The sequence below is a fragment of the Sorangium sp. So ce119 genome (assembly GCF_051524405.1).
In the GTDB taxonomy this organism is placed as follows: Bacteria; Myxococcota_A; Polyangia; order Polyangiales; family Polyangiaceae; genus Sorangium; species Sorangium cellulosum_G.
Genome location: NZ_CP150310.1, coordinates 6446892 through 6471618, shown reverse-complemented (window position 1 = coordinate 6471618; position 24727 = coordinate 6446892). Strand labels below are relative to the sequence as shown.

18 protein-coding genes are annotated in these 24727 nt (G+C 73.0%); 12 read left to right on the top strand and 6 right to left on the bottom strand.

Going from position 1 to position 24727, the window contains the following annotated elements; all coding sequences use genetic code 11:
- Positions 1 to 5: 5 nt before the first annotated feature.
- The 4 genes from WME76_RS24385 to WME76_RS24370 all read left to right on the top strand — a co-directional run bounded on the left by WME76_RS24385 (position 6) and on the right by WME76_RS24370 (position 7275).
- Positions 6 to 2498: a SpoIIE family protein phosphatase gene (locus WME76_RS24385; RefSeq protein WP_437954680.1), complete on the top strand. Its 2493-nt coding sequence runs from the start codon at positions 6 to 8 to the stop codon at positions 2496 to 2498.
- Between the two features lie 326 nt (positions 2499 to 2824).
- Positions 2825 to 3202, top strand: coding sequence for a hypothetical protein (locus WME76_RS24380; protein ID WP_437954679.1), 378 nt, complete (start codon positions 2825 to 2827; stop codon positions 3200 to 3202).
- Positions 3203 to 3220: 18 nt separating this feature from the next.
- A complete protein-coding gene (locus WME76_RS24375; protein WP_437954678.1) occupies positions 3221 to 5698 on the top strand; it encodes a SpoIIE family protein phosphatase in 2478 nt (825 codons plus the stop codon).
- 65 nt (positions 5699 to 5763) lie between these two features.
- Positions 5764 to 7275, top strand: a complete 1512-nt coding sequence (locus WME76_RS24370; RefSeq protein WP_437954677.1) for a pyruvate kinase — start codon at positions 5764 to 5766, stop codon at positions 7273 to 7275.
- A gap of 114 nt (positions 7276 to 7389) precedes the next feature.
- Here WME76_RS24370 and WME76_RS24365 read toward each other — a convergent pair whose 3' ends face one another.
- A complete protein-coding gene (locus WME76_RS24365) occupies positions 7390 to 8064 on the bottom strand; it encodes an energy transducer TonB (RefSeq protein ID WP_437954676.1) in 675 nt (224 codons plus the stop codon).
- An 18-nt stretch (positions 8065 to 8082) separates the two neighbouring features.
- Between WME76_RS24365 and WME76_RS24360 the strand changes: the two genes are divergently transcribed.
- The 4 genes from WME76_RS24360 (at position 8083) to WME76_RS24345 (ending at position 13822) form a co-directional block, all read left to right on the top strand.
- Entirely contained in the window at positions 8083 to 10260 is a 2178-nt protein-coding gene (locus WME76_RS24360) for an ATP-binding cassette domain-containing protein (RefSeq protein ID WP_437954675.1), read from the top strand.
- Between the two features lie 249 nt (positions 10261 to 10509).
- The gene (locus WME76_RS24355; protein WP_437954674.1) at positions 10510 to 10824 is read left to right on the top strand and encodes a hypothetical protein; all 315 of its coding nucleotides are present in this window, start codon (positions 10510 to 10512) and stop codon (positions 10822 to 10824) included.
- Positions 10794 to 11261 (top strand): ATP-binding cassette domain-containing protein, encoded by a 468-nt coding sequence (locus tag WME76_RS24350; RefSeq protein WP_437954673.1) that lies wholly within the window; start codon positions 10794 to 10796, stop codon positions 11259 to 11261. Before WME76_RS24355 ends, WME76_RS24350 begins: the two co-directional genes overlap by 31 nt.
- 119 nt (positions 11262 to 11380) lie before the next feature.
- A complete protein-coding gene (locus WME76_RS24345; protein ID WP_437954672.1) occupies positions 11381 to 13822 on the top strand; it encodes a family 43 glycosylhydrolase in 2442 nt (813 codons plus the stop codon).
- 115 nt (positions 13823 to 13937) lie between these two features.
- On the opposite strand, the gene WME76_RS24340 is transcribed toward WME76_RS24345, so the two are convergent.
- From WME76_RS24340 to WME76_RS24330, 3 genes are all read right to left on the bottom strand, one after another.
- Positions 13938 to 14708: a YsnF/AvaK domain-containing protein gene (locus tag WME76_RS24340; protein ID WP_437954671.1), complete on the bottom strand. Its 771-nt coding sequence runs from the start codon at positions 14706 to 14708 to the stop codon at positions 13938 to 13940.
- Positions 14709 to 14818: 110 nt separating this feature from the next.
- On the bottom strand, positions 14819 to 15220 hold the full coding sequence (locus tag WME76_RS24335) for a DUF2382 domain-containing protein (protein WP_437954670.1): 402 nt from the start codon (positions 15218 to 15220) through the stop codon (positions 14819 to 14821).
- A 524-nt stretch (positions 15221 to 15744) separates the two neighbouring features.
- Complete coding sequence (locus tag WME76_RS24330; protein WP_437954669.1) at positions 15745 to 16350, bottom strand: hypothetical protein; 606 nt, start codon at positions 16348 to 16350, stop codon at positions 15745 to 15747.
- Positions 16351 to 16699: 349 nt separating this feature from the next.
- Between WME76_RS24330 and WME76_RS24325 the strand changes: the two genes are divergently transcribed.
- The 3 genes from WME76_RS24325 to WME76_RS24315 are packed head-to-tail and all read left to right on the top strand — an operon-like array spanning position 16700 to position 20416.
- Positions 16700 to 17737, top strand: coding sequence for a hypothetical protein (locus WME76_RS24325; RefSeq protein ID WP_437954668.1), 1038 nt, complete (start codon positions 16700 to 16702; stop codon positions 17735 to 17737).
- Positions 17734 to 18603: a S8 family peptidase gene (locus tag WME76_RS24320; RefSeq protein WP_437954667.1), complete on the top strand. Its 870-nt coding sequence runs from the start codon at positions 17734 to 17736 to the stop codon at positions 18601 to 18603. Before WME76_RS24325 ends, WME76_RS24320 begins: the two co-directional genes overlap by 4 nt.
- Positions 18590 to 20416, top strand: a complete 1827-nt coding sequence (locus WME76_RS24315) for a hypothetical protein (protein WP_437954666.1) — start codon at positions 18590 to 18592, stop codon at positions 20414 to 20416. Before WME76_RS24320 ends, WME76_RS24315 begins: the two co-directional genes overlap by 14 nt.
- Positions 20417 to 20875: 459 nt before the next feature.
- Here WME76_RS24315 and WME76_RS24310 read toward each other — a convergent pair whose 3' ends face one another.
- A complete protein-coding gene (locus WME76_RS24310) occupies positions 20876 to 21796 on the bottom strand; it encodes a transposase (RefSeq protein ID WP_437962154.1) in 921 nt (306 codons plus the stop codon).
- 715 nt (positions 21797 to 22511) lie between these two features.
- On the opposite strand from WME76_RS24310, the gene WME76_RS24305 reads away from it, so the two are divergent.
- Entirely contained in the window at positions 22512 to 23339 is an 828-nt protein-coding gene (locus tag WME76_RS24305; protein ID WP_437954665.1) for a hypothetical protein, read from the top strand.
- Positions 23340 to 23360: 21 nt separating this feature from the next.
- Here the strand turns inward: WME76_RS24305 and WME76_RS24300 are convergent, their stop codons facing one another.
- Positions 23361 to 24434, bottom strand: coding sequence for a GDSL-type esterase/lipase family protein (locus WME76_RS24300; RefSeq protein WP_437954664.1), 1074 nt, complete (start codon positions 24432 to 24434; stop codon positions 23361 to 23363).
- Positions 24435 to 24727: the final 293 nt, after the last annotated feature.

The window sequence follows — 24727 nt, the reverse complement described above, 5'->3', positions numbered from 1 at the left end:
AGGCCATGACGAAGAAGCGCCGGACGATCGCCCTCCTGATGGACTACGTGGGAGGAGACTACCAGTCCGACCTGCGGTTCGGGGTGGAGCGGGCCGCCGAGGCGCACGACGTCAATCTCCTCATCGCCTTCGGCGAGACGCTCGCGCTCCCCGGGACGACCGCGTCGGCGCAGAACAGCATCTATCACCTCATCGGCTCGGAGACGGTCGATGGCGTCATCGTCGCCGCGGCCACGCTCTGCCACCATGTCGGCGTCGAGGGCATGCAGGAGTTCTTCCGGGCTTACCCGCCGCTGCCCGTCTTCAGCATCGGGATGGCGATCCAGGGGATCCCGTGCGTCATCGTCGACAACGCCTTCGGGATCGAGCTCGCGGTCGGCCACATGGTCGATGTCCACGGGCGCCAGCGCGTCGCGTACATCGGCGGCCCGGCCAACAACGAGGAGGCGAAGGCGCGCGCCGACGCCTACTGGCGGGCGCTCGCGCAGCGATCTCTCCCGCTCGACGAGCGGCTCTTCGCGTTCGGCGCGTTCTCCATCGACTCGGGCCGCCTCGGCGTGCGCGAGATCCTCGACCGCGGGGTCGAGTTCGACGCCCTTGTCGCCGCCAACGACAAGATGGCGCTCGGGGCGATGGAGGAGCTCGCGGAGCGGGGGCTCCGCGTCCCGGACGACATCCTCATCGCCGGCTTCGACGACGCCGCCATCGCGCGCTTCTCCAGGCCGTCGCTGACCACCGTCCGCCAGCCCATCAAGCGGCTCGGGTCGATGGCGGCGGACGTGATGATCCGCATGCTCGACGGGGAGCACGTCGACGGGACGACGCTCCTCGGGGTCGAGCTCACCTGCCGCGAGTCCTGCGGCTGCGGGACCCAGGCGAGCGCCTCGCTCGCGCCCCCGGGCCCGCCGACGCGGGGCGGGGCGCTCTACCTCGCCGGACAGCGCGAGTCGCTGGAGCGCGCGCTCAGCAGGAGCGTGATGATCCCGACCAGCATGCTCGACGGCTGGCCCGGCAAGCTCCTGTCGGCGCTCGAGGAGGAGCTGTCGGGGGAGGCGGCCGCGGGCCGCTTCCTGCGCACGCTCGAGGCCATCCTCGACGCGGCGAGGCGCGAGGGCGCGATCGTCGAGCACTTCCAGGGCGCGATCACGGTGCTCCGCGAGCGGCTCTGCCGGCCGCCCGAGGACGGCAAGGACAGGGAGATCCAGGACGCCCTCGAGCGGATCTGGCACGCGGCGCGCGTCGTCGTCGGCAGCGCGTCCGTGCGCACCGAGGGCGAGAAGCGGCTGAGCGTCGAGCTCGCGTCGCTCTACCTGAGCTGGAGCGCGCGGAGCTTCTCGACCTGCCTGAGCTTGCCTGTCCTGAAGCGCGTGATGACGTCGACGCTGCCGGCGCTGGAGCTCTCCCGCGCCGCGGTGTCGCTCTACGACGACGCCGACGCGGAGCGCGCCACGATGAAGCCGCTCTTCGTGATGGAGAGCGGCCGCGAGGTGGAGGCGCCGCCGCTGAGCTTCCCGGCGCGCCTCCTCGCGCCCCCGGGGTTCATGGACAGCCCGGAGCGCCAGACCCTGATCGCGCTCCCTGTCGCGTTCGGCGACGCGGAGAAGTTCGGCGTCGCGGTGCTCGACAGCGGCGCGAACGAGCTGGTCTATGACGCGCTCCGCCTCCAGCTCGGCTCCGCGGTGAAGGCCGCCGAGCTGCACCGGGAGATGATCCGGCAGGTGGAGCTGCGCGAGCGGCTCGAGCAGGAGAAGGTCCGCCAGGAGAGCGTCGTCGCGGCGCGCATCCAGACGACGCTCGCCCCGGAGCAGCTCTCGGTCGAGGGGCTCGATCTCTGCGCCGTCATGCGGCCGGCCGCCGACGTGGGCGGCGACTACTACGACGTGCTCGCGACGCCCGGGGGCGGGTGGCTCGGGATCGGCGACGTCGCGGGGCACGGCCTCGCGGCGGGGCTCGTGATGCTGATGATCCAGAGCATGGTGTCGGCCCTGACCCGCAGGGACCCGGGCGCCAGCCCCGGCAAGGTGCTCTCGGCGATCAACGCGGCGGTCTACGAGAACGTCCGCAGCCGCCTGCAGCGGGACGAGCACGCGACGCTGCTGCTCCTGCGGTACGAGCGCGGCGGCCGCGTGACGTTCGCGGGGGCGCACGACGACATCATCGTGTGTCGCGCGCGGACGCGGCGCTGCGTCTGCATCCCGAGCACGGGCGTCTGGATCGGCGCGCTGCCCGTCATCGACGCGATGACGCGAGACGCCGAGTTCGTCCTGGAGGACGGGGACGTCCTCGTGCTGTACAGCGACGGCGTGACCGAGGCGCGCAACGCGCACCACGAGCAGTTCGGCCTCGAGCGGCTCTGCTCCACGATCGAGTCCGCCCAGTCCGCGTCCGTCTATGACATCCGCGATCGCATCCTGAGGGAGGTCGATGGCTGGTGCGCGAGCCCCGACGACGACATCACCCTCGTCGTGGCGAGATACCGCGCCCCCCGGCGGCCTTGATCGCGCCCCGCGCGGTCGGCACGCGCCGCGTGCCCATCGAAGCCCCTCGCTTGCCGACATGTCGCACACAGGGGCGAGGGGATTGGCTCCGGGTCGAGAACCACGTACGCTGGCCAACGCGTGTTAGCTTTCGAACCGACCCAGGACGCGTCACCGTTCTTGTGGGCCACGCTTTCTCGTGTGAGCGGACGATTGCCACGGTGGTGCAACGGACGGGGCGGGCTCGGGCGGGCTCGCGCGGAGGGCGGTCTCGACGTGGAGGACACGACCGACGGGAGCGAGCCGAGGATCCTCGCGGGGGCGCGGGTGGCGGAGGTGGAGGGGAGATGAGCAGCTTGCGGGTTGAGCCTGTCGTCACAGACAGCTTCGGGATCGAGCCGACCCTGAGGGACGACGCCCTCGGCATCAAGCTCAGCGGGACAGGCGACATGGCGGCGGCGCCCTCGCTCGGCCTCTGCCTCAAGGCGCTCCAGGCGGAGGTGCTGCGCCTCTCCATCAACCGCGTCGCGTTCGACATCAGGGCGCTTTATTTCCTGAACTCGAGCTGTCTGAAGGCGTTCATCAGCTTCATCTGTGGCCTTCCGGGCCAGGGCATGAAGTGCAAGGTCGAGTTCATCACGGACGCGCGGCTCGGCTGGCAGCGGCGGAGCCTGATGGCGCTCGAGCGCATGGCGCCGGACGTGGTGTCGATCTCCGACGTCTGATCCCGAGAGCCGCAGCACATGACGAAGAAGCGCCGTACGATCGCCCTCTTGATGGATTACGTGCGTGGCGAGTACCAGTCCGCGGTGCGGATCGGGGTGGAGCGCGCCGCCGAGGCGCACGACGTCCACCTCGTCATCGCGGTCGGGGAGACGCTCGCCGGCCACGGCCCCTCGGAGATCGCCCAGAACAGCGTCTACCGCCTCGTCGGCGCCGAGGCGGTCGAGGGCATCGTCATCGCCGCGGCGACGCTCTGCAATCACGTGGGGGTCGAGGGGGTGGAGCGCTTCTGCCGGGACTACGCGCCGCTGCCCATGTGCAGCATCGGGATCCCGCTGCAGGGCATCCCCAGCGTCGTCGTCGACAACGCGCTCGGGATCGAGATGGCCGCCGGCCACCTGCTCGATGACCACGCCTGCCGGCGCGTCGCGTACATCGGCGGTCCGACGAACAACGGCGAGGCGAGGCTCCGCGCCGAGGCGTACCGCAAGGCGCTCGCCGCGCGCGCGCTCCCCTACGACGAGCGCCTCGTCGCGAGCGGCGAGTTCACCATCGACACCGGCCGCGCCGCGATGGCCGAGATCCTGGCCCGCGGGGTCGAGATCGACGCCGTTGTCGCCGCCAACGACAACATGGCCCTCGGCGCCATCGAGCTCCTGAAGGCGCAGGGCCGGGGCGTCCCCCGGGACATCCTCGTGTGCGGCTTCGACGACGTCGGCGTGGCGCGCTACACGAAGCCGTCCTTGACCACCGTGCGCCAGCCGATCAAGCGGCTGGGGGAGATCGCGCTCGAGACCGTGCTGCGCATGCTCGACGGCGCGCCGGTGCCGCTGCGCAACCTGCAGCAGGTCGAGCTCACGCGGCGCGAGTCCTGCGGCTGCGCGTACCAGGCCGCCGCCGCGGGGCCGCTCACGATCCCGCCGCCGGCCCGCGCCGGGTCGATCTCGCTCGCCGGCCGGCGAGACGAGCTGGAGCGCGCGCTCGAGCAGGCCGTGGGCATCCCGGCCGCCTCGCTCCATGGCTGGGCCGGCGAGCTCCTGTCGGCGCTGGAGCAGGAGCTCGGCGGCGGCGAGGGGCGCTTCGTGCGCGTGCTGGAGCGCCTGCTCGACGCGGCCGGGCGCGAGGGGGTGTTCCTCGACCTGTTCCAGGGCGTGATCACGCTGCTGCGCGCCCGGCTCCGCCGCCCCGGCGGCGATCCGGCCGGGGCCGCCGTGAACGAGTCCCTCGAGCAGCTCTGGCACGCGTGCCGCGTGCTCATCGGGAGCGCGTCCGTGCGCGCGGAGGGGCGGCAGCGCCTCGACGTCGAGCTCGCCTCGATCGGCCTGGCCTGGAGCGGCCGGTGGTTCTCGACGTGCCTGAGCCTGCCGCTCTTCAAGCGCATGCTGGCCTCGGAGCTGCCCCGGCTGGGCTTCACGCGCGTCGCCATCTCGCTCTACGACGACCCGACCCGCGCCACCCTGAAGGCGCTCTTCCTGATGGAGGACGGCCGCGAGGTGGAGCCGCCTGCGGAGAGCTTCCCCTCGCGCCTGCTCGCGCCGCCCGGGTTCCTGAGCTCGAGCGAGCGCAGGAGCGTGGTCGTCATGCCGCTCACGTTCGGCGACACGGAGTATTTCGGGCTGATGGCGCTCAACAGCGGCGTGAACGAGATGGTGTACGACGCGCTGCGCCTCCAGGTCGGCTCCGCGGTGAAGACGGTGACGCTGCACCGCGAGATGGTCCGGCAGGTGGAGCTTCGCGAGCGGCTGGAGCAGGAGCGGGGGCGCGAGGAGACCGTCGTCGCGGCGCGCATCCAGACGACGCTGGTGCCGGAGCAGCTCGAGGTGGAGGGGCTCGAGCTCTGCGCGTCGATGACGCCGGCGGCGGAGGTCGGCGGCGACTACTACGACGTCATCGCGACGCCCGGGGGCGGGTGGCTGGGGATCGGCGACGTCGCGGGGCACGGGCTCGCGGCGGGGCTCGTGATGCTGATGATCCAGAGCATGGTCTCCGCGCTGACGAGCAAGGAGCCGAGCGTCAGCCCGAGCGAGCTCCTCGCCGCGCTCAACAAGGCCATCTACAAGAACGTGCGCGGCCGCCTGAGGCGGGACGAGCACGCGACGCTGCTGCTCCTGCGGTACGAGCGCGACGGGCGCGTGACGTTCGCGGGGGCGCACGATGACATCATCGTGTGCTCGGCGCGCACGCGGCGGTGCGTGTGCATCCCGAGCACGGGCGTCTGGATCGGCGTGCTGCCCGTCATCGACGCGGCGACGCGGGACGCCGAGTTCGTCCTGGAGGACGGGGACGTCCTCGTCCTGTACAGCGACGGCGTGACCGAGGCCCGCAACGCGCACCGCGAGCAGTTCGGCCTCGAGCGGCTCTGCGCCGCGATCGAGGCCGCGCAGGCGTCGCCCGTCGAGGCGATCCGCGACCGGATCCTGAGGGAGGTCGAGGGCTGGTGTCCGAGCCCCGACGACGACATCACGGTCGTGGTGGCGCGGTACCGCGCGCCCGCGTAGCGCGCCCGGCGTTGCGGCGCGCCGCGGCGGGTGAGAGCATCCGCGCGCACCCTGGAGGCCGCGCCATGACCTGTCCTGATCCGCACACGATCGAGCAAGCGCTGACCGCCGTCGGGGCGCTGCGCGGGAGCGCCGTCGAGCACGAGCAGCGTTACCGGGAGCTGATCGACGCGGCGCACCCGGCGCACCGCGCGGGCGCGACGAACCTGCTCCACTACCTCGCGGTCCGGCAGCGCGACATCCGCGATCTCCAGCGCCAGCTCGCCTCGTACGGCCTGAGCTCGCTGGGCCGGCTCGAGCGCTGCGCGCTGGCGTCGCTCGACGCGGTGCTCGGCGCGCTCGACGCGCTCGCGGGGCGCCCCGGGACGCGGCCTCCCGGCGAGCACCCCACCACGTTCGACTCGGGGGAGTCGCTGCTCGAGGACCACGCGCGGGCGCTGCTCGGCGAGGGGCGGCCGGGGCGTCGGACGCGGGTGATGGTCACGCTGCCCGGGGACGCGCGGAAGCGCGACCTGAAGCGGCTGCTCGAGGCGGGCATGGACGTCGCGCGGATCAACTGCTCGAAGGGCGACGCGGCGGAGTGGACCGGGCTCGTCGAGCGGCTCCGGAAGGCGTCGCAGGAGACCGGCTTCGCGTGCAAGATCCTGTGCGACATCGCCGGCCCCAACCCGCGCGTGAGCAAGGTCGACGGGGGCTCGGCGCGCCTCGCGCTCCCGGAGTCGGGGGGGCGGCCGCAGTTCTGGCTGTGCAAGGAGCTGAAGGACGTGAAGCGGGCGCGCGCGGCGGCGGCCGGCGCCGAGGGGGGCGACGCGCTCGCGGTCGGCTGCACCATCCCGGAGGTCGTCGACGACCTCCGGCCCGGGCACCGGGTGTTCTACGACGACGGGCGGCTCGGCGGCACGGTCAAGCTCGTCACCGACGGCGCCGCGCTCGTCGAGGTGGATTTCGCGCGCCAGGGCTCCGTCAAGCTGAAGCCGGGCAAGGGCCTGAACTTCCCGGACACCGAGCTCGGGATCCCGCCGCTCACGGCGAAGGATCTCGAGGATCTCGACTTCATCGCGCGCCACGCGGACATGGTGGGGCTGTCGTTCGTGAGGTCTCCTTCCGATGTGGAGCGCCTCCAGGCGGAGCTCGCGGCGCGCGAGGCCGCGCACCTCGGGCTCGTGCTCAAGATCGAGACGACGCCCGCGTTCCGGCAGCTCCCGCGGCTCCTGCTCACGGCGATGCGCAGCGAGAACGTCGGCGTGATGGTCGCGCGCGGCGACATGGCCGTCGAGATGGGGTTCGTGCGGCTGGCCGAGGTGCAGGAGGAGCTCCTGTGGCTCTGCGAGGCCGCGCTGGTCCCGGCGATCTGGGCGACGCAGGTGCTCGAGAGCCTGAACAAGACCGGCGTGCCGACGCGCGGGGAGGTGACGGACGCGGCGATGAGCTCGCGGGCCGAGTGCGTGATGCTGAACCAGGGCGAGAACATCGTCGCGACGGTCGACTTCGTCGTCGACGTGCTCCAGCGCATGCACGAGCACCAGGACAAGAAGCGGGCGCTCATGCGGCCGCTCAGCGTCTCGCGCCTCGACTGAGGCGCCGGGTCGGGGCGGGGCCGCTCCGGGTCGGGGCGGGGCCGCTCCGGGTCAGGGCGGGGCCGCTCCGGGTCAGGGCGGGGCCGCTCCGGGTCAGGGCGGGGCCGCTCCGGGTCAGTCGACGGACGGCACGGTCGCGTCCACCCGGGTGGGCAGCCCGCGCGCCCCCGCCGGCGCGCGGAACGTCGCGGCGGACAGCTCCCGCCGCATGCAGGTGGCCGCGTCGTCGTAGCGCGGGTCGGACGCGCTCCCGATGATCGTCGGCGCCACGATGTAGCCGTCGGCGTCGACGTTGAACTCCACCCGGATGACGTCGGGCGGCAGGATCTTCCCGTCCGGGCCGCGGCAGCGCTGCACGAGGTCCCAGTAGAGCTGCGCGCGCGCGGCCTTCTCGATGGCGGGGCTCGACATGTCGACCTGCACCGTGGGCGCGCCGATCTCGACGCGCGATCGCGGCGCGGGCTCGGGCGGCGGCGCCGACGCAGCCGGGCGCGCGGAGGGCTCCGGGACGCCGGTGCTCGTGCCGATCTTCGCGATCGTCCCGCCGTCGCCCGCCCTGGGCGCGGCCTGCCGCGCGGCGGCGAGGATCTCCTCGAGCGCCTCCGGCTCGGCGGAGCTCACCGCGGCCGCCCCGGCCGTCCGGAGGCTTGCGCTGCGGTGGTCGAGGGGCGCCGCGCTGTCGCGCGTCCAGGGGGTATGGGCCCCGGCGTCGGCCTGCGCCGGCGGCGCGGGCTCCGGGCGCTCGCAGGCCACGAGCAGCGGGAGCAGGACCACGAGCGCGGTGCGCACGCGGAGAGGGTCGATCGGATGCGCGTCGCGCGCAACCGCGCCCGCGGTGTAGCGTGGACGCGCACGTCGATGCGCGCGCTCCTCGCGATCCTGCGGCTCGGTCTCCGCTCGCTGCACGCGGGGCGCGTGTCGCACATGTCGGCGGGGCCACCGGGGTCGCAGGGAGCCGGCGCGCGCCTCGCGCTCGTCGTGGCGCTCTCGTCGCTCGCGGGCGCCCTGTCCGGCGTCCTGCCGGCGGTGGCCGGCGCGGCCATCGGCGCGGTGGCCGGGCGCGCCGCGGGGCCCTCCGGCGGTCTCGGCGGCGCGCTCGCCCGGCTTCTCGACGGCGCGCCGCCGGCCGCCGTGGTCCTCGCCGCGCTGGGCGCCACGCTCGGGTCCGCCTCCCTGGCCGTGCTGTCCGGCCGGAAGAGCTCCGAGCTCGCCGGCGATCTCACCGCCGCGCTCCGCGTCGCGCTCTTTCGCGCGGCGCTGTCCGCCTCGCCCCGGGACGTCGACGCCGCGGGCCGCGCGCTCCTGGACGCGCAGGCGGCGGGGCCCGCGGCGCCCCGGCCGGCGCCCGGCTCCGGCGCGCGGCCTGCTCCGCCCGCGCGGGGCGCCGAGGTCGTGCGGCTCGCGATCGTGCGCGACGCAGGCCTCGTCGCCGACTTCAGCCTCGCCGTCGCCGCCGGCCTCCCGCAGGCGGTCGCGACGCTCGCGGTGCTCGCCGCGGCGCTCGTCTCGAGCGGCATGGCGCTCGTGCTCGCCGGCGGAGCGGCGCTCTTCGCGGCCTCGCGGCTCGCGGCCGACCGGGCGTCCGGGCGCGTGGCGCGCGCGATGCGGGAGATGCAGCACGCCGACACGGCCGTCTTCGGCGCGGTCGGCGAGGCGCTCGCGGGCGCGGAGGACCTGCGCCTGCTCGGCGCCCGCGATCAAACCGTCCGCGAGCTCACCGGGGCCGCGTACCGGGTCGCCGACGCGCGCCGCCGCTTCGGCCAGGCGCTCGCGGTGTCCGGCCAGATCAAGGGCGTGTTCGCGGCGCTCTCGCCGCTCGTCATCGTGGCCGCGATCGCGGTCTCCCGCGGGGACGCCGGCGCGGGCGAGATCGGCGAGCTCCTGCTCGTGGTGCCGCTCCTGATGGCGCGCCTCGATGCGCTCGACGCGCTCCGCGCCGGCTTCATCGAGCGCGCCCCGCTGCTGCGCGCGACGCTCGCCCTGCTCCGCCTCCCGGAGCACCCGCCGCGCGCGGAGGGCGGCCGCGCGGCGGCGGCAGGAGAGGGCGCGATGGCGGCAGGAGAGGGCGCGGCGGCGGCAGGAGAGGGCACGGCGGCGGCAGGAGAGGGCGCGGCGGTTGCACCGTCCTCAGGCGGCGCCGCGGCCGGTCTGGACGGCGAGCCGAGGCGTCCGCTCGCGATCGTGTTCGAACGGGTCACCTTCACCCCGCCGGGCGCGGGCCGCCCGGTCCTCGATGACGTGTCGCTCTCCATCCCGGCCGGCGCGGTGGTCGGCATCTGCGGCCGATCCGGCAGCGGCAAATCGATGCTCCTGCGCCTGCTGCTGCGGCTCGACGAGCCGTCGTCGGGCGCGATCACCGTGGGCGGCGTGGACCTGCGGCAGATCCCGCCCGAGGCGCTCCCGCGGCTCTTCGGCGTGGTGGGCCAGTCGGCGCGGCTGTTCGAGCGGAGCATCGGGGACAACCTCGCGCTCGGCCTCGATCCTCGCCCGTCGGAGGGCCGCATGCGGCAGGCGCTCCGCCTGGTGGAGCTCGACGAGCTCGCGGGCGCGCCGGGCGCGCCTGGCGCACCGCCGGACGCGGGGCCCGCGGGCGCCGTCCGGGCGGCGGCGCGCGGTCTCGGGACGGAGGTGCGCGCCTCGCCGCCGAGCCTGTCCGGCGGCGAGGCGCGGCGGCTGCTGCTCGCGCGGGCGCTGCTGCGCGAGCCACGCGTCTTCGTGCTGGACGAGCCCGAGGCGGGCCTGCCGGGCGCGACCGCCGAGGCGCTCCTCCGCACCGCGTGCGAGGTCGCCGGCGGGCGCACCGCGGTCGTGGTGACCCACGCGCCGCACCTCTTGCGGTCGACCTTCAACGTGCTGCTCGACGGCGGCAGGGTCGCGGCGGTGGGGACGCACGCGTCGCTCTGCGAGCGCTCGCCGCTCTACCGCTCGCTCCTGGCCGAGGCGCTGCAGCGGTCCCCAGCGCCCGCGAGCCCGGCGGCGGGCTGATGAAGACCCTTTGCCGGCCTGGCGGCGCCGCGCGCGCTGCTGGAGACCGCCCCCGCTGCTCCTGTACCGTCCCCGTCAAACAGCTCGCGCCACCCCATCGACGTGCATGAGCAGGAGCTGCATCGATGATGACCAGTTCCGCGGCGGATCGCGCCTGCTCATCGACGCGCGTGGCCAGATTCTTGCGATTGGAGCCAGGTAATTTCTGTTAGATTCGCGGCAGGGCTGCGTTCGTTCATCGCAGTACCCATGCAAAGGGCCAAGAATATGAATCATCCGCCGAGTTACTATACCGACGACCTGCCGTTCGAGATCCTGTGCCGCATTTTTGATGACCTGGATGCGAATGCCTTGAGGAATTTTGCCGTGTTTTCACCAGGAAAGATGCCTCAGGTGCACGGTTATGTCCAGCATCTCGTCAATAGCGGAAAGCTCGTCTTCTCCGCGAGATACCATGGTGGGAAGATGCGAGGCTGGGAGGTGAAGCATTCTCACGACATCTCGACCATGACCCCCGCCGAGATTCTCGACAAATGGGCCGAGGGCTACATGGAAAGGGGCTGAGCGAGGACGCGGCGAGAACGACGGCGAATTCGAGCGCCCCGCCGTTCGACCGACTCCGAGGGGGACGCGCCGCGGCGGCGCCTGGATGGTCCGGTCGACCCCGTTCGATGGCTCCGCGCACAGCCGCGCTCGACCGTTGGAGGAGGTGGTGCGCGGTGGTCGGCATCTGCGGCCGATCCGGCCGCGGCAAATCGATGCTCCTGCGCCTGCTGCTGCGGCTCGACGAGCCGTCGTCGGGCGCGATCGCCGTGGGCGGCGTGGACCTGCGGCAGATCCCGCCGTCGGGGCCAACCTGGCTCGTGCAGACCGTCGGGCGTGGAGAGGGTGGAGCACTGGCCAGGTGGCAGCGACTTCGATCGCGCAGAGGCCGCTCCGCCGCGCCGGCCAGCCGGACGACCTCGCGCCCGTCGCGATGGAAATTGACACCCGTTGTGTGAACGTTCACAGTGCGCCCGCGTTCGTCCTTTGGATCGGAAAGGCTGCACGGGTCGTCATGCGCACCCGCCAGAGGTCCTCGTGGCCGGGATTGGCGGCCAGAGCGACTCAGGACATGACCATGAGAAAACAAAGCGCTTTCGTCACGGCGATGATCTTGATCGGGTCCCTGCCCATGTCCTGCGGAGGGGACGAGCACATATCGCCCCTGGAATATCCCCTGACCATCGAGGCGAAGGGGGACGGGACGACCGATCCTCCGCCCGGAACCTACCGGCACAGGGCCGGCACCGTGGTGACCGTGACCGCCAGACCCGCGCCGAGCGCCGACTTCACGGGATGGAGCGGAGCCGCGAGCGAGGCGGACGACGTCGTGGAGGTCATGGTGGACGGGGACAAGACGCTGACCGCCGCCTTCGAGACAGCGAGCTGGCCGGGCGAGCCCCAGTCCACGTACCTCAACCCGATCCTGCCCGGCGATCACCCGGACATGAACATCTACATCGAGGGGGACGATTTCTACATCACCGGCTCGAGCTTCAACATCTCACCCTACGTCGAGATCCTGCACTCGCGGGATCTCATCCGCTGGGAGCGCGTGTCGCGGGTCGTCGATCCGGCGTGGTCCGGCCTGGAGACCTCGACCTCGGCGGGGGGCGGGACGTGGGGCGGCTTCATCGTCAAGGTCGCTTCCGGCTACAGGGTCTACTTCGCCGTCAGCTTCAACCAGTACTTCGCGGAGGCCGAGAGCCTGGCAGGGCCCTGGGGAGAGCCCGTCCACGTGGAGCCTGTGGGCCCCTACACGCCGCCCGGAGAGGACCCGGAGCTCGTCTCGTTCGACCGCGGGACCGGCTATGACGACTCGGTGTTCGTCGACGACGACGGGACCACGTACCTGGTCGTCAAGGCGGGGCAGTGCAAATGGAATGGAGTGACGGGCGGCGAGGTGAACAACTTCGGCGTCAACCTGCTCCAGAAGATCGATCCAGAGACCGGGCAGCTCAGCGGCGAGTCGATCGATCTCAGCTTCGTCAACTGGGACGTGGAGAACGGGGGCTGCGGTGATCCCGCGGCCGACCCCGACGGCGCGGTCGAGGAGAACTGGGCCGAGGGGCCCACCATGACGAAGCGAAACGGCTTCTACTATTATTTCGACTCGACCCACACGGGGTGCGGCGGCGAGCAGTACGGGTGGCGCTCGGCCACGCTGAGCAGCAACCCCGAGGACTGGACGCCGCTGGGCAGCGTCCTCAAGGGAGAGGCCCCGTTCAGCGGCGCGCAGCACAGCACCGCGCCGTTCCAGATCGCCGACGGCACGTGGTGGGTCTTCTCCCACTCCTACGAGTGCGACAACAACCGGCGTGGCCTGGGCCGGCAGGGGTTGCTCAGCCAGGTGACCTGGATCGACGACGCGAGCGGCGCCGGGGTCCCGGTCGTGAACGGTCGCCTGGGCGAGCCGGCGCCGGCGCCGGCGCTGCCGCCCAGCGACATCCCGTTCCTGCTGCCCGTCAACGACGAGTTCACCGGGGACGAGCTCTCACCGGCCTGGACTTTCTACGGCAACATGCCGTCCGATCGCACCTCGGTCACCGACCGCGCCGGGTGGCTCCGGCTCAAGCCGGCGGCGGGCGAGACGCGGTGGGCGATCCAGAAGGACGCGCTGCACGCCAAGGCGATGGTCGTGAGGATGGACTTCGCCCCCGAGGCGGAGGGCGACGCGGCCGGCGTTCGCCTGGGCAACGCCGTCCCGGAGCAGGATCTCATGGCGTTCCCGACGTGGATGCACCCCATCAGCCAGGAGGTGTCGGTGGCGCGCGTCCGGGCGGACGCAGAAGACCGGATCCGCTTCTCGTTCCGGTCGGTCGTCCCCGTCCTCAACGCCGACGAGAGCGCCTATGAAGCGGTGGACGCCACCGAGATCAGCTTCGATGCCCCGGCGCCGGCCGAGCGCACCCTCTGGCTGAAGCTGGTGCACGGCAACGACCACGAGGCCACCGGCTGGTTCAGCACGGACCGCCTGACCTGGACCCAGGTGGGCGAGCCGATCGACATCAGCGCGCTCGAGGACTACGACACAGTCAACAACGGCTGGGTCGGCAGCCAGGCCGGCGTCTTTGCCAGGAGCGCGAGCGCCGACTTCGACCTGTTCACGTACCGCGACGGCTTCACCGCGATCCCGGCCGCGGAGCCGGACCAGGAGTCCGGTACCGAGGTCGTGTCGAGCCAGTCGGCGGGGCCGGTGCTGGGCGGCCTGGAGGACGGCGACTGGGCCATGTACGGCAGCGTCGATCTGGGCAGCGGCGGCGTGGCGTCGGTCGAGATCGAGCTGCAGGCCTCCAGCGCGAAGGGCGGCGCCGTCGAGGTATGGCTCGACCCGCTGGCGGGCGGCCGCCGCGTCGCGACCTGCGATGTCCCCGCCACCGGCGGCTGGGAGACCTGGACGACCGTGACGTGCAAGGCGAGCGCCGCCGGCTCCCACGAGGTCTACCTGAGGGCAAAGGGCGGCTCGGGGGAGCTGCTGCGCCTCGAGTCGCTCCGCTTCGTGCCCGGGAAGAGCGAATGAGCGGCCCACGCCCTGGGCACCCCGGAGACGCCAGGAGGCGCCGAGAGCAACGAGCCCACGGCGCCTCCTGTCTGCTCGGTCCCGTTCGCGCTCGGCGCTGCGGAGGACCGCGGCCCTAGGCCTTGCCCGAGACCTTGTCCCAGGCGTGGCGCACCGCCGACTTCATCTGCTCCCAGGTGCCGGGGTTGCGCTCTTCCCACGCCTTGCCCGCTTCCATCTCGATGGTCGACCAGTCGTGTCCCTTGAAGTTCTGGGACGTCCCGAGCTGGTAGCCGAACAGGTAGGCCGGGGCGACCTGCTCGTAGGCATAGCCGTGCTTCGAGTACGCGCCGGCCTGGTAGTGATTCCGGAACTCGGTGTCGTACTGCTCGTAGCCCCTCATCCCGTTGCCGCGCTGGGTCGCGCTGACCGGCTCGACGTGGACCTCCGTGTGGCGCAGCGTCTCGCGGATCTGCTCGGCCCTCTGCGTCACCGCCTTGCTGACGACGACCTCCTCGATGACGCGCGCCTTCTTCGCGACGACGGCCTCCTCGTCGGTCTCGACGAGCTCCACCGTGCCGGCCTGGAAGGTGTCGAGCGCGGCCGGCTGGACCGGCCGGTCCACGGGGTGCCGCTCGACGTGGACGTGCTCCTCGCGCAGCATCACGTCTTGCTCGACCGGCTGCTCGACCAGGCGGCTCGACACGCGGACGCCCCCGCGGTTCACCTCGCGCTTGCCGACCTGGAGCTCCTCCTCGATCACGGGGACGGCGACCTGCTCCTGCAGGACGTCGGCCCGGAGCTCGTTGGTCTTCGCCGTCGAGGTGGCGGTCCTTGTCGTCTGCTGCGACTTGCTGATCTGCTGAGAACGCTGGGACGGGGACACGGATCGTTCGCTGTTGTTCATGATGTGACCTCCATGCCTTTCACGGCCTCATCGGCCATGTTCCCCTCGCGCCGCGCGCGAGGTGGGGTTTGCGGTTCAGGGCCCGTGACGCCGGGCCCGCGACGAAACTCTCACGCTCCGTCGCGCTCGCGTGGGGGTACGCGCTCGACGCGCACGTCCTCGCTCCGGAGCGTGACGTGCTCCGGCGGGCTCATCTCGACCGAGCGGACCCGGGTGATGCGGAGCTCTTCCTTGAGCACCAGGCGCTTCTCGACGACGAGCACCTCCTCGACGACCGGGACGATCAGGGTGTCGCCCTCCTGACGGGTCGCGGGCGGTTCCGTCACCACCCGATCGATCGCGACGCGCTCCACGAAGACGCGCTCGCGCGCGAGCGGCTCCTCGACCTCCTCGACCCGCTCGCGGACCTCCTTGGTGATGCGGACGCGGCCGGATTCGACGGTGCGCTTCTTCACCTCCAGCTCCTGGGCGACGACAGGCACGACGAGCTCGTCGGTGAGTTCCGTTTTCATCTCGGAGGGTTCTTGTCGGCTGCTCGAGTTCTGCACGGTGCCCCGGTGCGCGCTCCTCGGAGCGCAGTCGGTCTCGCTGGAGCCCTCTCCGCGAGTGCTGCTTGCCAAAGCATGTTCCGGGCCAAGGGACGCTCATGGGCCGCAGGCCGCCTCGGGAAGCGCGCTCGCTCATGCGTCGGCGCCCATCGCGCGAGGCAACGCGCCACAGGCGAGCTGCAAAGGGTATTTACAAATAGCGCGTTGCCGGGGATCGAGGCAACGGAGGTGATGGCCAGAAGGCCACACGTGAGACAACCACGCGGTTCGGCTCAGGGCATATCGCGCGGACGCTCGCCCGCTCGGAAGGCGCTGGGCGATGTTGCGGTTGGGTCCGGCTCTCCAGCGCAGGGGCTGTTCGCTCGTCGGCTGAGTTGCTCTGCTCGTGGAGGTTGCCCGCTCGCATGGGCATCACGCCCTGCAGGGATAGATCGCTCGTCTGCGTCGTGTTTCAGGCAGCGCGGTGAGAGCGCGCTTGCCTGTCGGGCTCACGGCTCGAAGGGGCCGCTCGCCTGGACTGCCTGACGGGCGAGCTCCTCCGCGTCGCCCGTGGGCCGGGACGCAGCTTCCGGTACGTCCGGCGCGACGCCGAGCGGGCGGCCGGCGAGCCCGTGCGCGAGGTACACGAGGATGGAGACGGTCCCCCAGGCGAGCGCGAGCGCGACGCCCGCGTCGACGATCGCGCGGTACGGCGCGGGCATCTGCCGCACGAGCAGGATGAGCGCCACGATGCCCGCGATGAGCGCCCATGTCGCGATCAGCCGGCGGCGCGTCGCGTGGAGGAGCGCCATGCAGTAGAGCGGCGCGAGCGCGACGTGGAGCGGCCGCCGGTGCTCCGCGAGGTGGAGCGCGCGCGCGACGACCCGCGGCGAGAAGCGCTGCTGAAAGCCCCGGTATCCCTCGAAATAGACGATCACGACCGTCCACGCGGCCAGCAGGATGAGCTGGCCCGTTGTGAATGCGTGCGTTGTCAGGATGCGAACAGCCAACGTCCCGAGGCGATAGATGGCCTCGACCAGGACGGCCACGACGCCGAGGACACCCCACAGCACGACGGCGAGGCGGCGCCGCCGCTCCCGGAGAGGCGGGCTCATCGCGCCCGCGCCGGGGCGAGGGGCCTCACGGCCGTGGACCGCGGCCCTTGCGCCGCGCGCGCGGACAATCGCCTCGGACGGTGCGCGGGGCAGCCGGAAAGCCGCATGCCCTTGCATGCTAGGAGAGGGGCGCAGCACGTCAACCGGAACCTCGCGTCGCGGCCGGAGGGCATCTTGCGGGCGGGCGGCGATCTTCGCGGCTCGCGGCTCGCGGCTCGCGGCTCGCGGCTCGCGGCTCGCGGCTCGCGGCTCGCGGCTCGCGGCTCGCGGCGGGGGTCTGGCTTTCGGCGGGCCGGCGGGCGTCATGGCGGTTCGCTCCGGCGCCCTCCGGAGGTAGCATCGCCGCCCCATGCCGCTCGCCGATCGCTCCGCGCCGGGCGTACCGCCCGCCCCGGGCCGGGCCGTCGCGCCCCTCCCGCACGCGCTGCGCTCGCCGCTCGCCCCGTTCACCGCGCGCCTGCGCGACCTGCTCTCGACCGTGGAGTCGGCGGCGCTCCTCGGCGCAGTCGAGGCGCGCGTGCGCGGGCTCGGCGAGCACCTGCGCTTCGCCTGCCTCGCGGTGCCGTGCTCGGAGGCGCTCGTGGCGCTCGAGATGGAGGCGCTCGGGCGGCTCACGGTCCCCGTCGTCGCCGACGCGGCCGGCTTCCGCCCCTCGGGCGCGGAGTTCCCGCCGAGCGGCACCCCGTTCGCGTACCTGCTCGGCGGCGGCGGCGGGCACGCGGTGGCGCTGTCCGACGGCGACCCGATGATCGCGCCGCTCCGGCCGCTCCTGGCCTCCACGCCGGCGGCCGCGATCTTCGTGCCGATCCGCGTCGGCGCGGCGACGGTGGGCGGCGCCGCGCTCTTCTCGTGGGACGCGCCGCTCGGAGGGCGGGAGCTCGACATGGCCGAGCGGCTCGCCGAGGTCCTCGCGCTCACCGTGGAGTCGTTCCGCACCGAGCGCGTCGTCTTCGAGCTCTTCGCGCGCGCGATGCCCGACCTGCTCGCGCAGGCGCCAGGTCAGGCGGCGGCGAGCGCGGGCGAGCCGACCCGGGACGGGGCCGGTCCGGCGGTGCGAGAAGGAGCAGCCCCGCCGGCGCCGGGAGGGGCGGCCCCGTCGGCGCCGGGAGGGGTGGCCCCGCCGGCGCCGGGAGGGGCAGCCCCGCCGGCGCCAGGAGGGGCGGCCCCGCCGCCGACCTCGCTCCGCGCCGCGCTCGAGCGGCACATCCACGCGCTCCGCCTCACGCCCGAGTACCGCCGGCGCCTGGAGCTCGCGGCGGTGGTGGGGCGGCTCGCCGAGCGCGGCGAGGCCGAGGCCCGCCTCGCGCTCGACCTGCTCGCGCGGATCGACGCCTACGCAGGCGGCGCGCAGGGGCTGCTCGGGGAGGGGGAGGGGAGCGCGGCGTGACCGCGGCCCCTCCGGCAGGACCGGGCGGCGCGCGAGGCGAGGCCGCGCGCCCGATGGAGCGCCGCGGCGACGGCGTGCGGGTCGCGCTGGTCGACTCCGGCGTCGACGCGTCGCACCCGGCGCTGCGGGCCGCGGCGCTGCGGCACGTCGCGCTGATCCGGCGCGGCGCCGCGCACGACGTGGCGCCGTGCGCGCCGGGGGACGTCAGCGGGCACGGGACCGCGTGCGCGGGCATCGTCCACCGCATGGCGCCGGGAGCGGAGATCACGAGCGTCCGCGCGCTCGGCGAGGACGGGCGGTGCTCGCGCGACGGGCTGATCGCCGCGCTGCGCTTCTGCGTCCGCGAGCGCTTCTCCGTGGTCAACCTGAGCCTCGGCATCGATATCCCGAAGGGCGCGCCGCTCCGCCCCGGCGACCACCGGTCGCTGGTCGAGCTCTACGAGGTCGCGGACGCCGCCTACACGGCGGAGGTCGTGCTCGTGGCCGCCGGCCCGAACGCGGCGGCGTTCCGCACGTATCCAGGGCGCTTCAAGTCGCTGATCGGCGTCGGCCGGGGGCCTTTCCGTGACCCCGAGGCGCTCCGGAGCGAGCTCACGATGGACCACGAGATCCTCGCGCCCGGCGACGAGGTGCTCGCGCCCGCGCCCGGCGGCGGCGAGCGGCGGTGGACGGGCACCTCGTTCGCGGCGCCCCACGTGACCGCGCATGTCGCCCGGATCCGCGCCGCGCGGCCGGAGCTGTCGATCGAGGCGGTGAAGGCGGCGCTGCACGAGCTCGCGCGCGGGGCGGGGAGGAGCGCGGGCGAGGGCGTGAAAGAGGCCGATGAGGCGGCGGGGGAGTCGGAGGAGCGCGGTGCTCCCGCTTGACCCGATCGACGGCGTGTCGCCTCTGCCGCGGCTGCTGCGCAGCGCGCCGGCCGCCGAGGTCCACGCGGAGCTCGACCACCTTGAGGAGCGGCTCAGCGCCGCCGGCGATGCTGCGGAGTCGCCTGCCGGGGGCGCGCTCCGCGCGGCCGCGCTCGGGTTCGGGCGCGGCGCGCTCGCGCTGCGCGAAGGCGCGCTCGACGCCGCGGTCGTGCACCTCGACGGCGCCGCGGCCGCGTTCGACCGTGAAAATGAGGCGGAGGCCCGGGACCTCGCGCGGTGCGAGGCGGCGCTCGCGCGCATGCGCCGCGACGCGCGGTCGGCCTGCGGCGCCGCCGTCGTCGAGCTCGGCGCCGTGGCGGCCGCGGGCGACCCTGGCCGGCGCGTCGCCGTCGTCGCCGACCATTACCGCGGAACGGCTGAGCGGCTCCTCGGCGACGCAGCGGCCGCGCAGCGCACGCTGCTGTCGGCCCTGCGCCGATCGGAGCCGTTCCTCGGCGAGCGGGCGCAGATCCTGAACTCGCTCGGCACGCTGTACGTCGCCCTCGGCGCGTACGGCGCGGCCGAGGCGCTGCTCGAGCATGCCGCCGAGCTCCACCGGCGCCGCGGCGACGCCGTGGGCGAGGCGATCGCCTGCGGCCAGCTCGGCGCGGCGGCGCTCGGGCTCGGCGCCCTCGAGCGCGCCCGCGCCCCGCTCCAGCGGCAGGAGTGGCTCTGCGCGCGCCTCGGCGACGCGTTCGGCCGCGCCCGCGCGCTCACGTTCCTCTCGGAGCTCGCCCTCGAGCTCGGCCGCGCCGACGACGCGCTTGCGCTGGCGACCTCCGCCCGCGACGTCGCCGAGCGCGCGGCGCCGCCGCTCCGGACCTGGATGGCCTACGCCGCGCGGGCGATCGGGCGGGCGTTGCGGGACCTCGGCGATCCTGGCGCCGCGGCGGCGCTCGACGAGGCGGGGGCGATCTTTCGCGAGCTCGGGCACCCGCTCGGGGTGGCGCTCGCCGCCTGGGATCGCGCCACGGCGGAGGCGCTCGCGCTCGGGGGGCCCGCGGTGCCGGTCGACTGGTTCTCCGCCGCCTGGGCGCTCGGCTCGCTGGGCTTGCCCGCGCGGGTGGCCCAGCTCCTCCGCGAGCGCCTGGAGATCGAGGAGACCGCGCCGCGTCCGGAGAGGAGCGGCGGACCGGCGCCGGACGGCGAGGCGCGCGAGCGGGCGCTCGCCGCGGCGGCGCAGACGTCGCCGCACGTCGCGGTGCAGCGCGAGGTCGAGCTCGTCTACGACCGGCCTGACGAGCTGGCCGGGATTGCCGTGCGGCGGACCGCGGCGAACCGCAACCTGGGTCGCCTCGCGGCGCTGACGCTCGCCCCACCAGGGCTCGCTGTCGCAGCGGTGGCGGCCTCGCGCCTCGGTACGCGCGGCCTCGCGCTGCCGCCCGAGCGCGCGGCGGCGGCCTGCGTCGCCGACCTGCCGGGGATCGCGGTCTGGATCTGGCCCGCGGACACCGCGCCCGGCGTCATCGGCCGCGACCTTGCCGCTCTCGGCGCCGCGCTCGGTGAGCTACCGCGCGCCGCACTTGCGCTCGCGCCGGACGGGCGGGTGCTCTGCCCGCCCTTCGCGGGCGACGCTGGTGCCGAGCTCGAGGCGGTCGAGGTCGGCGCGTTGATGGCGCTGCCCGCCCGACTCGAGGCGGGCGAGGTGCGCCTGGATTCGCGGCTCGGCTGGGACGGCGAGGCCTGCGCGAGCGTGGAGGCGCTGGGATTCACCGTCACCCCGACTCAGGTTGAGCAGCCGCCCCGACCCAGCAGCCGCCCCGACCCAGGTTGAGCAGCCGCCCCGACCCAGGTTGAGCGGCTGCCAGCCGCCCCGACCCGGGTCAGTCGAGCAGCCGCCCCGACCCAGGTTGAGCCGCCGGCCGCCCCGACCCAGGTTGAGCCGCTGCCAGCCGCCCCGACCCGGGTCAGTCGAGCCGCCCAACCACCCAGCTGCCCAGCCGCCCGGGTTAAGGAGCCGGAGGAGCCGCCGACCTGATCGTGGTTGGATTGATCAGGTTGGGCCATCCGACCGGTGGCGACCGGCCCCGGGTTTGGGGGCCCCCTCGATCAAATTGCGCTTACAGCAACTCGCTCATACGCCGCTTCGTACGCGCTCGACTCATCCATCGCGCCGCCGTGTGAAGGATCTGCCGCCCGCTCCGCGCTTTGAAGACGAACGTTTCCCATGGCGACGCGTCGAATCCGTCGCTCGCGGTTGCCCACCTGACTGTGTCGCGCCCCCGCGAAGCGCCTACATCGTGGGCACGATCTCGGTCACGTTCACGCCATGAAACGTGCGCATCCACCACGTCCCCGATGGGAATACAACGCTGCGCACGCCGGCGCGCCACCGCTCGAGCGCCGCGCGATACGACGCGCGAAATGCTCGTACAGCGGCACCAGCGACTCGCCATGCGTCACCCTGCTCACGACCGACCGCGAACGTCGGATTGCGATCGCGCAGTGTCTCGAAGCTCGTGGCACGCTCGTAAGGGGAGACCGTGCTGGCTCGCTCGGCTCCCAAGAAACGGAGTCCCTGCCGCTGCATCTCCGCATGCGCCTGAGCTTCCTGTCTCTCGAGCTCGGCGGCGACATCACGACGAAAGCGCTCCGCGCCGTCATGCTCGATGCCGGGCGGCAGCGCGAGCGGGAGCGTCACTTCGTCCGGCCACTGTGGGTTCTCCGGGTCGAGGTACGTCGCGGGGCGCGCCGCGCGCAGCAGGCCATGACCGATCTCGCCCGCATCCACCTTGGCGCCCGGCCACTCGCGCGCATGTCGGACGAGGCCGGCGGCTACAGGGTTCGCGATGACATACGCGATTTTTTCCACCACTGCCGCTCGTGTAAGCAACCGCACCACACTGGTGGCTTCGTGATCCCATACCGGCCCTTCCCATTTACGGAGCACCTTCGTGCCGAGCGCGACGATGCGATGGAAAAATTGCAGGAAGCGAGGCAGGACGCCATTCACATCGGTCACTACGAGGTGCAGATGCGTTGACATCGCGCAGAGCGCGTGGACTTCGATACCGTAGCGGCGGGTCGATACAGCGAGCGCGTAAACCAGGAGCTGGGTGATGGCTGCGTCGGGTCGGAGGAGGAGATGTCGTCGCAGGACGCGACGGGTGATGAGGTAGGTAGCGCCTGGAGCGATCTCGCGGGGTTGGCTCATGGCCGGCGTACACTGACAAGTGCCGTGCCAGGGGTTGTGGCAAGTAATTTCGAGGAGTTGCCATGTGCCAGGGGTGGCGGCCACCAGCTGATACGTCACTGCCTTTGCTCCTCCTGCTACCCGAACTTGGGTTGCTGCCCCTGCGACCCCGAACTTGAGTCGCGTCGCCGACAGACGACTTGCCGGGGTCATGACGAATGATTTCGAGGATTTATCACGCTCCGTGGGTGGCGGCCGCCAGGTGATCCGCCTGTCCCGGTGCTACCCTTCTGCCCCAACCTGAGGTGTGTCGTGCCGTGGGTGGCGGCCGCCAGGCGCCACGTGGTCCGCCATTCCCGGCCGGCCCGGTGCGGTGACCTCAACCTGGGTCGGTGACCTCAACCTGGGTCGGCGGTGACCTCAACCTGGGTCGGTGACCTCAACCTGGGTCGGTGACCTCAACCTGGGTCGGTGACCTCAACCTGGGTCAGTGACCTCAACCTGGGTCAGTGACCTCAACCTGGGTCGGGTCGCCCCGCAACCTGGGTCGGGTCGCCCCGCAATCTTCCGCCGGAGCTACCGGCCCAGTCACCGCCCTCAGCCGCGAATTGACCCCTGGCCCCGCCGGTGAGAGGGCGATGGCGCGGCTTCGCCGGCTGCGGGCGAGCGCGCGCGGCCACGGGTGCCCTTCGGGCCTGGACCGATGATGCAAGCTTCCCTGGAAGGAGTACGAGACATGCTGAGGCAACTGGCGACGAACATCCTTTTCCTCGCGCTCGCGGCGGCCGGTCCCGTCGCGTGCACGGGCTCGGGCGACAGCCCTGCGGACCCTGGCGGCAGCAGCGTCGCGAGCGGGAGCGGCGGCGCTGCTGCCGCCGGCGGACAGACCTCGGCCAGCAGCGGCGCTGGCGGTGATGGCGTTGCGGGCGGCAACCCGGAGGGGAGCGGCGGCGCGGATCCCGGCGGCACCGGCGGCACGGATCCCGGCGGCACCGGCGGCGCGGATCCCGGCGGCACCGGCGGCGCAGGCACCGGCGGCGCAGGCACCGGCGGCGACGAGACCGGCTGCGTGGGGATGGGCGGAATCACCTACACGCTCGCGACGGTGCCCACGCCGACGGCAGAGCAGCAGTCCGCGTACGACATGATCACGAGCGCCATGGATGAAGCGCTCTCGTACTACAACTGCCACACGAGCATCGAGAAGAGCCTGCGGGTCTCCTACGAGCCGTCGGTCGCGACGGCCGACGGCAACGTCAACGGATCCATCCGGTTCGGCGCGCCCAGCTCCATGAACCACATCACCGCCATGCACGAGATCGGGCACACCGTGGGGGTCGGCAGCAGGGAGTTCGGCGCCCTGGTGGTGGACGGCATCTTCACGGGCCCGGAGGCGACCCGCCAGCTCAGGGCCATCACCGGGAACGACGCCGACGTGGTGCACGCGGACACCCAGCACTTCTGGCCCTACGGCCTCAACTACACGAGCGAGGTCAAGACCACGGACGACCTCGTGAACCACTGCAAGATCGTCGCCGCCATCCGCGAGGACATCGGCCTCTGAAGCCGCCCCGCGGGCGCGGCCTCACTCGAGGTACGCCGCCAGGCCGATCGCCTGCTCGCGAATGGCCTCGGCCACGAGCCCCGCGATCTGCGCCGCGCCGGAGCGCGCGAAGTGCGTGTGATCATCGCAGAAGAACTCGCCGACGGGCCCGCTCGTCGTCGCGCTCACGTCGCCCCCGGGGACCGGGCAGAAGCCCAGGGCGTTGTACAGCGCGACGCTGCGCTCGTGCAGATCGATCACCGGCACGCCGTGCTCCGCGCCCGCCTCCTGCGTCGCCGTCACGTAGCCGCCCCGCGTCCCCCGGGCCGCGCTGCCGCTGCAGGAGATCGCGCTCACGGGCGTCACGAACACGGGCTTCGCGCCCCGCTCCTCGGCCGCGCGGGCCATCATTCCATAGCTGCTCTTGAAGGCGTCGAGCCCCACGTGCCGGTCGCAGGTGCGCGAGCCGTCGTTGATGCCGAACTGGATGAACAGGTAGTCGCCCGCCTTCATGCCGTCGAGCATCCGGACCCACCGGTCCTGCAGCACCGGCTCGCCGCTCGCGTCGCGCTCGAGCTCGCACTCCCCGTCGCTGTCCATCACGGTCTTCACCTGGTACAGCCAGGTGCGCACGCTCCGGCCGCCGACGGCGCTGTTCACCACGGTGACGCGATCGTCGAAGAGCGCGTCGAACGGACCGCCCCAGCCCGCCGGACAGGGGGTCTGCCCGTTGGCGACCGTGGAGTCGCCCGCGATCCAGATCGTGATGTCCGGCAGCGGCCCCATCCCGCCCGACCCCCCACCACCGCTGCCAGCCACGCTGGCCGACCCCGCCGAGCCCCCCGCTCCGCCGCCCGCTTCACCGTCGTCCCCCTCGTCCTCACCCCCGGCAGCGCCCGACGACGTCGAGGCGCCACCTGCCCCCGCCCGCGAGCTGCTCGGCCCAGGCCTCGCGTCTCCGCCCGTTCCCCCCGCTCCGCCGCCGCCGACACCGCTCCCGGGCGTCTCCGGACCAGCGTTGCAGGCCACCGTGAGCGCCGCGATCTGCGCCACCCGGGCGACGAGCCGATGCGCGGAAAAGTTGGCGGTGAATCGAGGGTGCCAGGGCATGTGCATGGGGTTCTCCGATCGCGAGGGCAGCGCAAGATCATCCGTCAGGCGCAAGGAACCACGAACGCGAGAGCGATGGCGAGGCCCAGCGGCGTGCCGACGGTGAGTGAGCGCGGCTCACATCCCTAGTGTCGGCTCGGCGTCCCGATCAATCACGACAAGCGCTTTTTTTGATCCACGGCCGCCGCCCGGGAGGCGCTCCGATGCGCTCGCCGAAACTTTGAAACTCCAGCGAAACGGCGCAGCGTGGTCGGCGAGGCGTCAGCCTCCGCGCGCCTCGGAGCGCGATGCGTGATCAG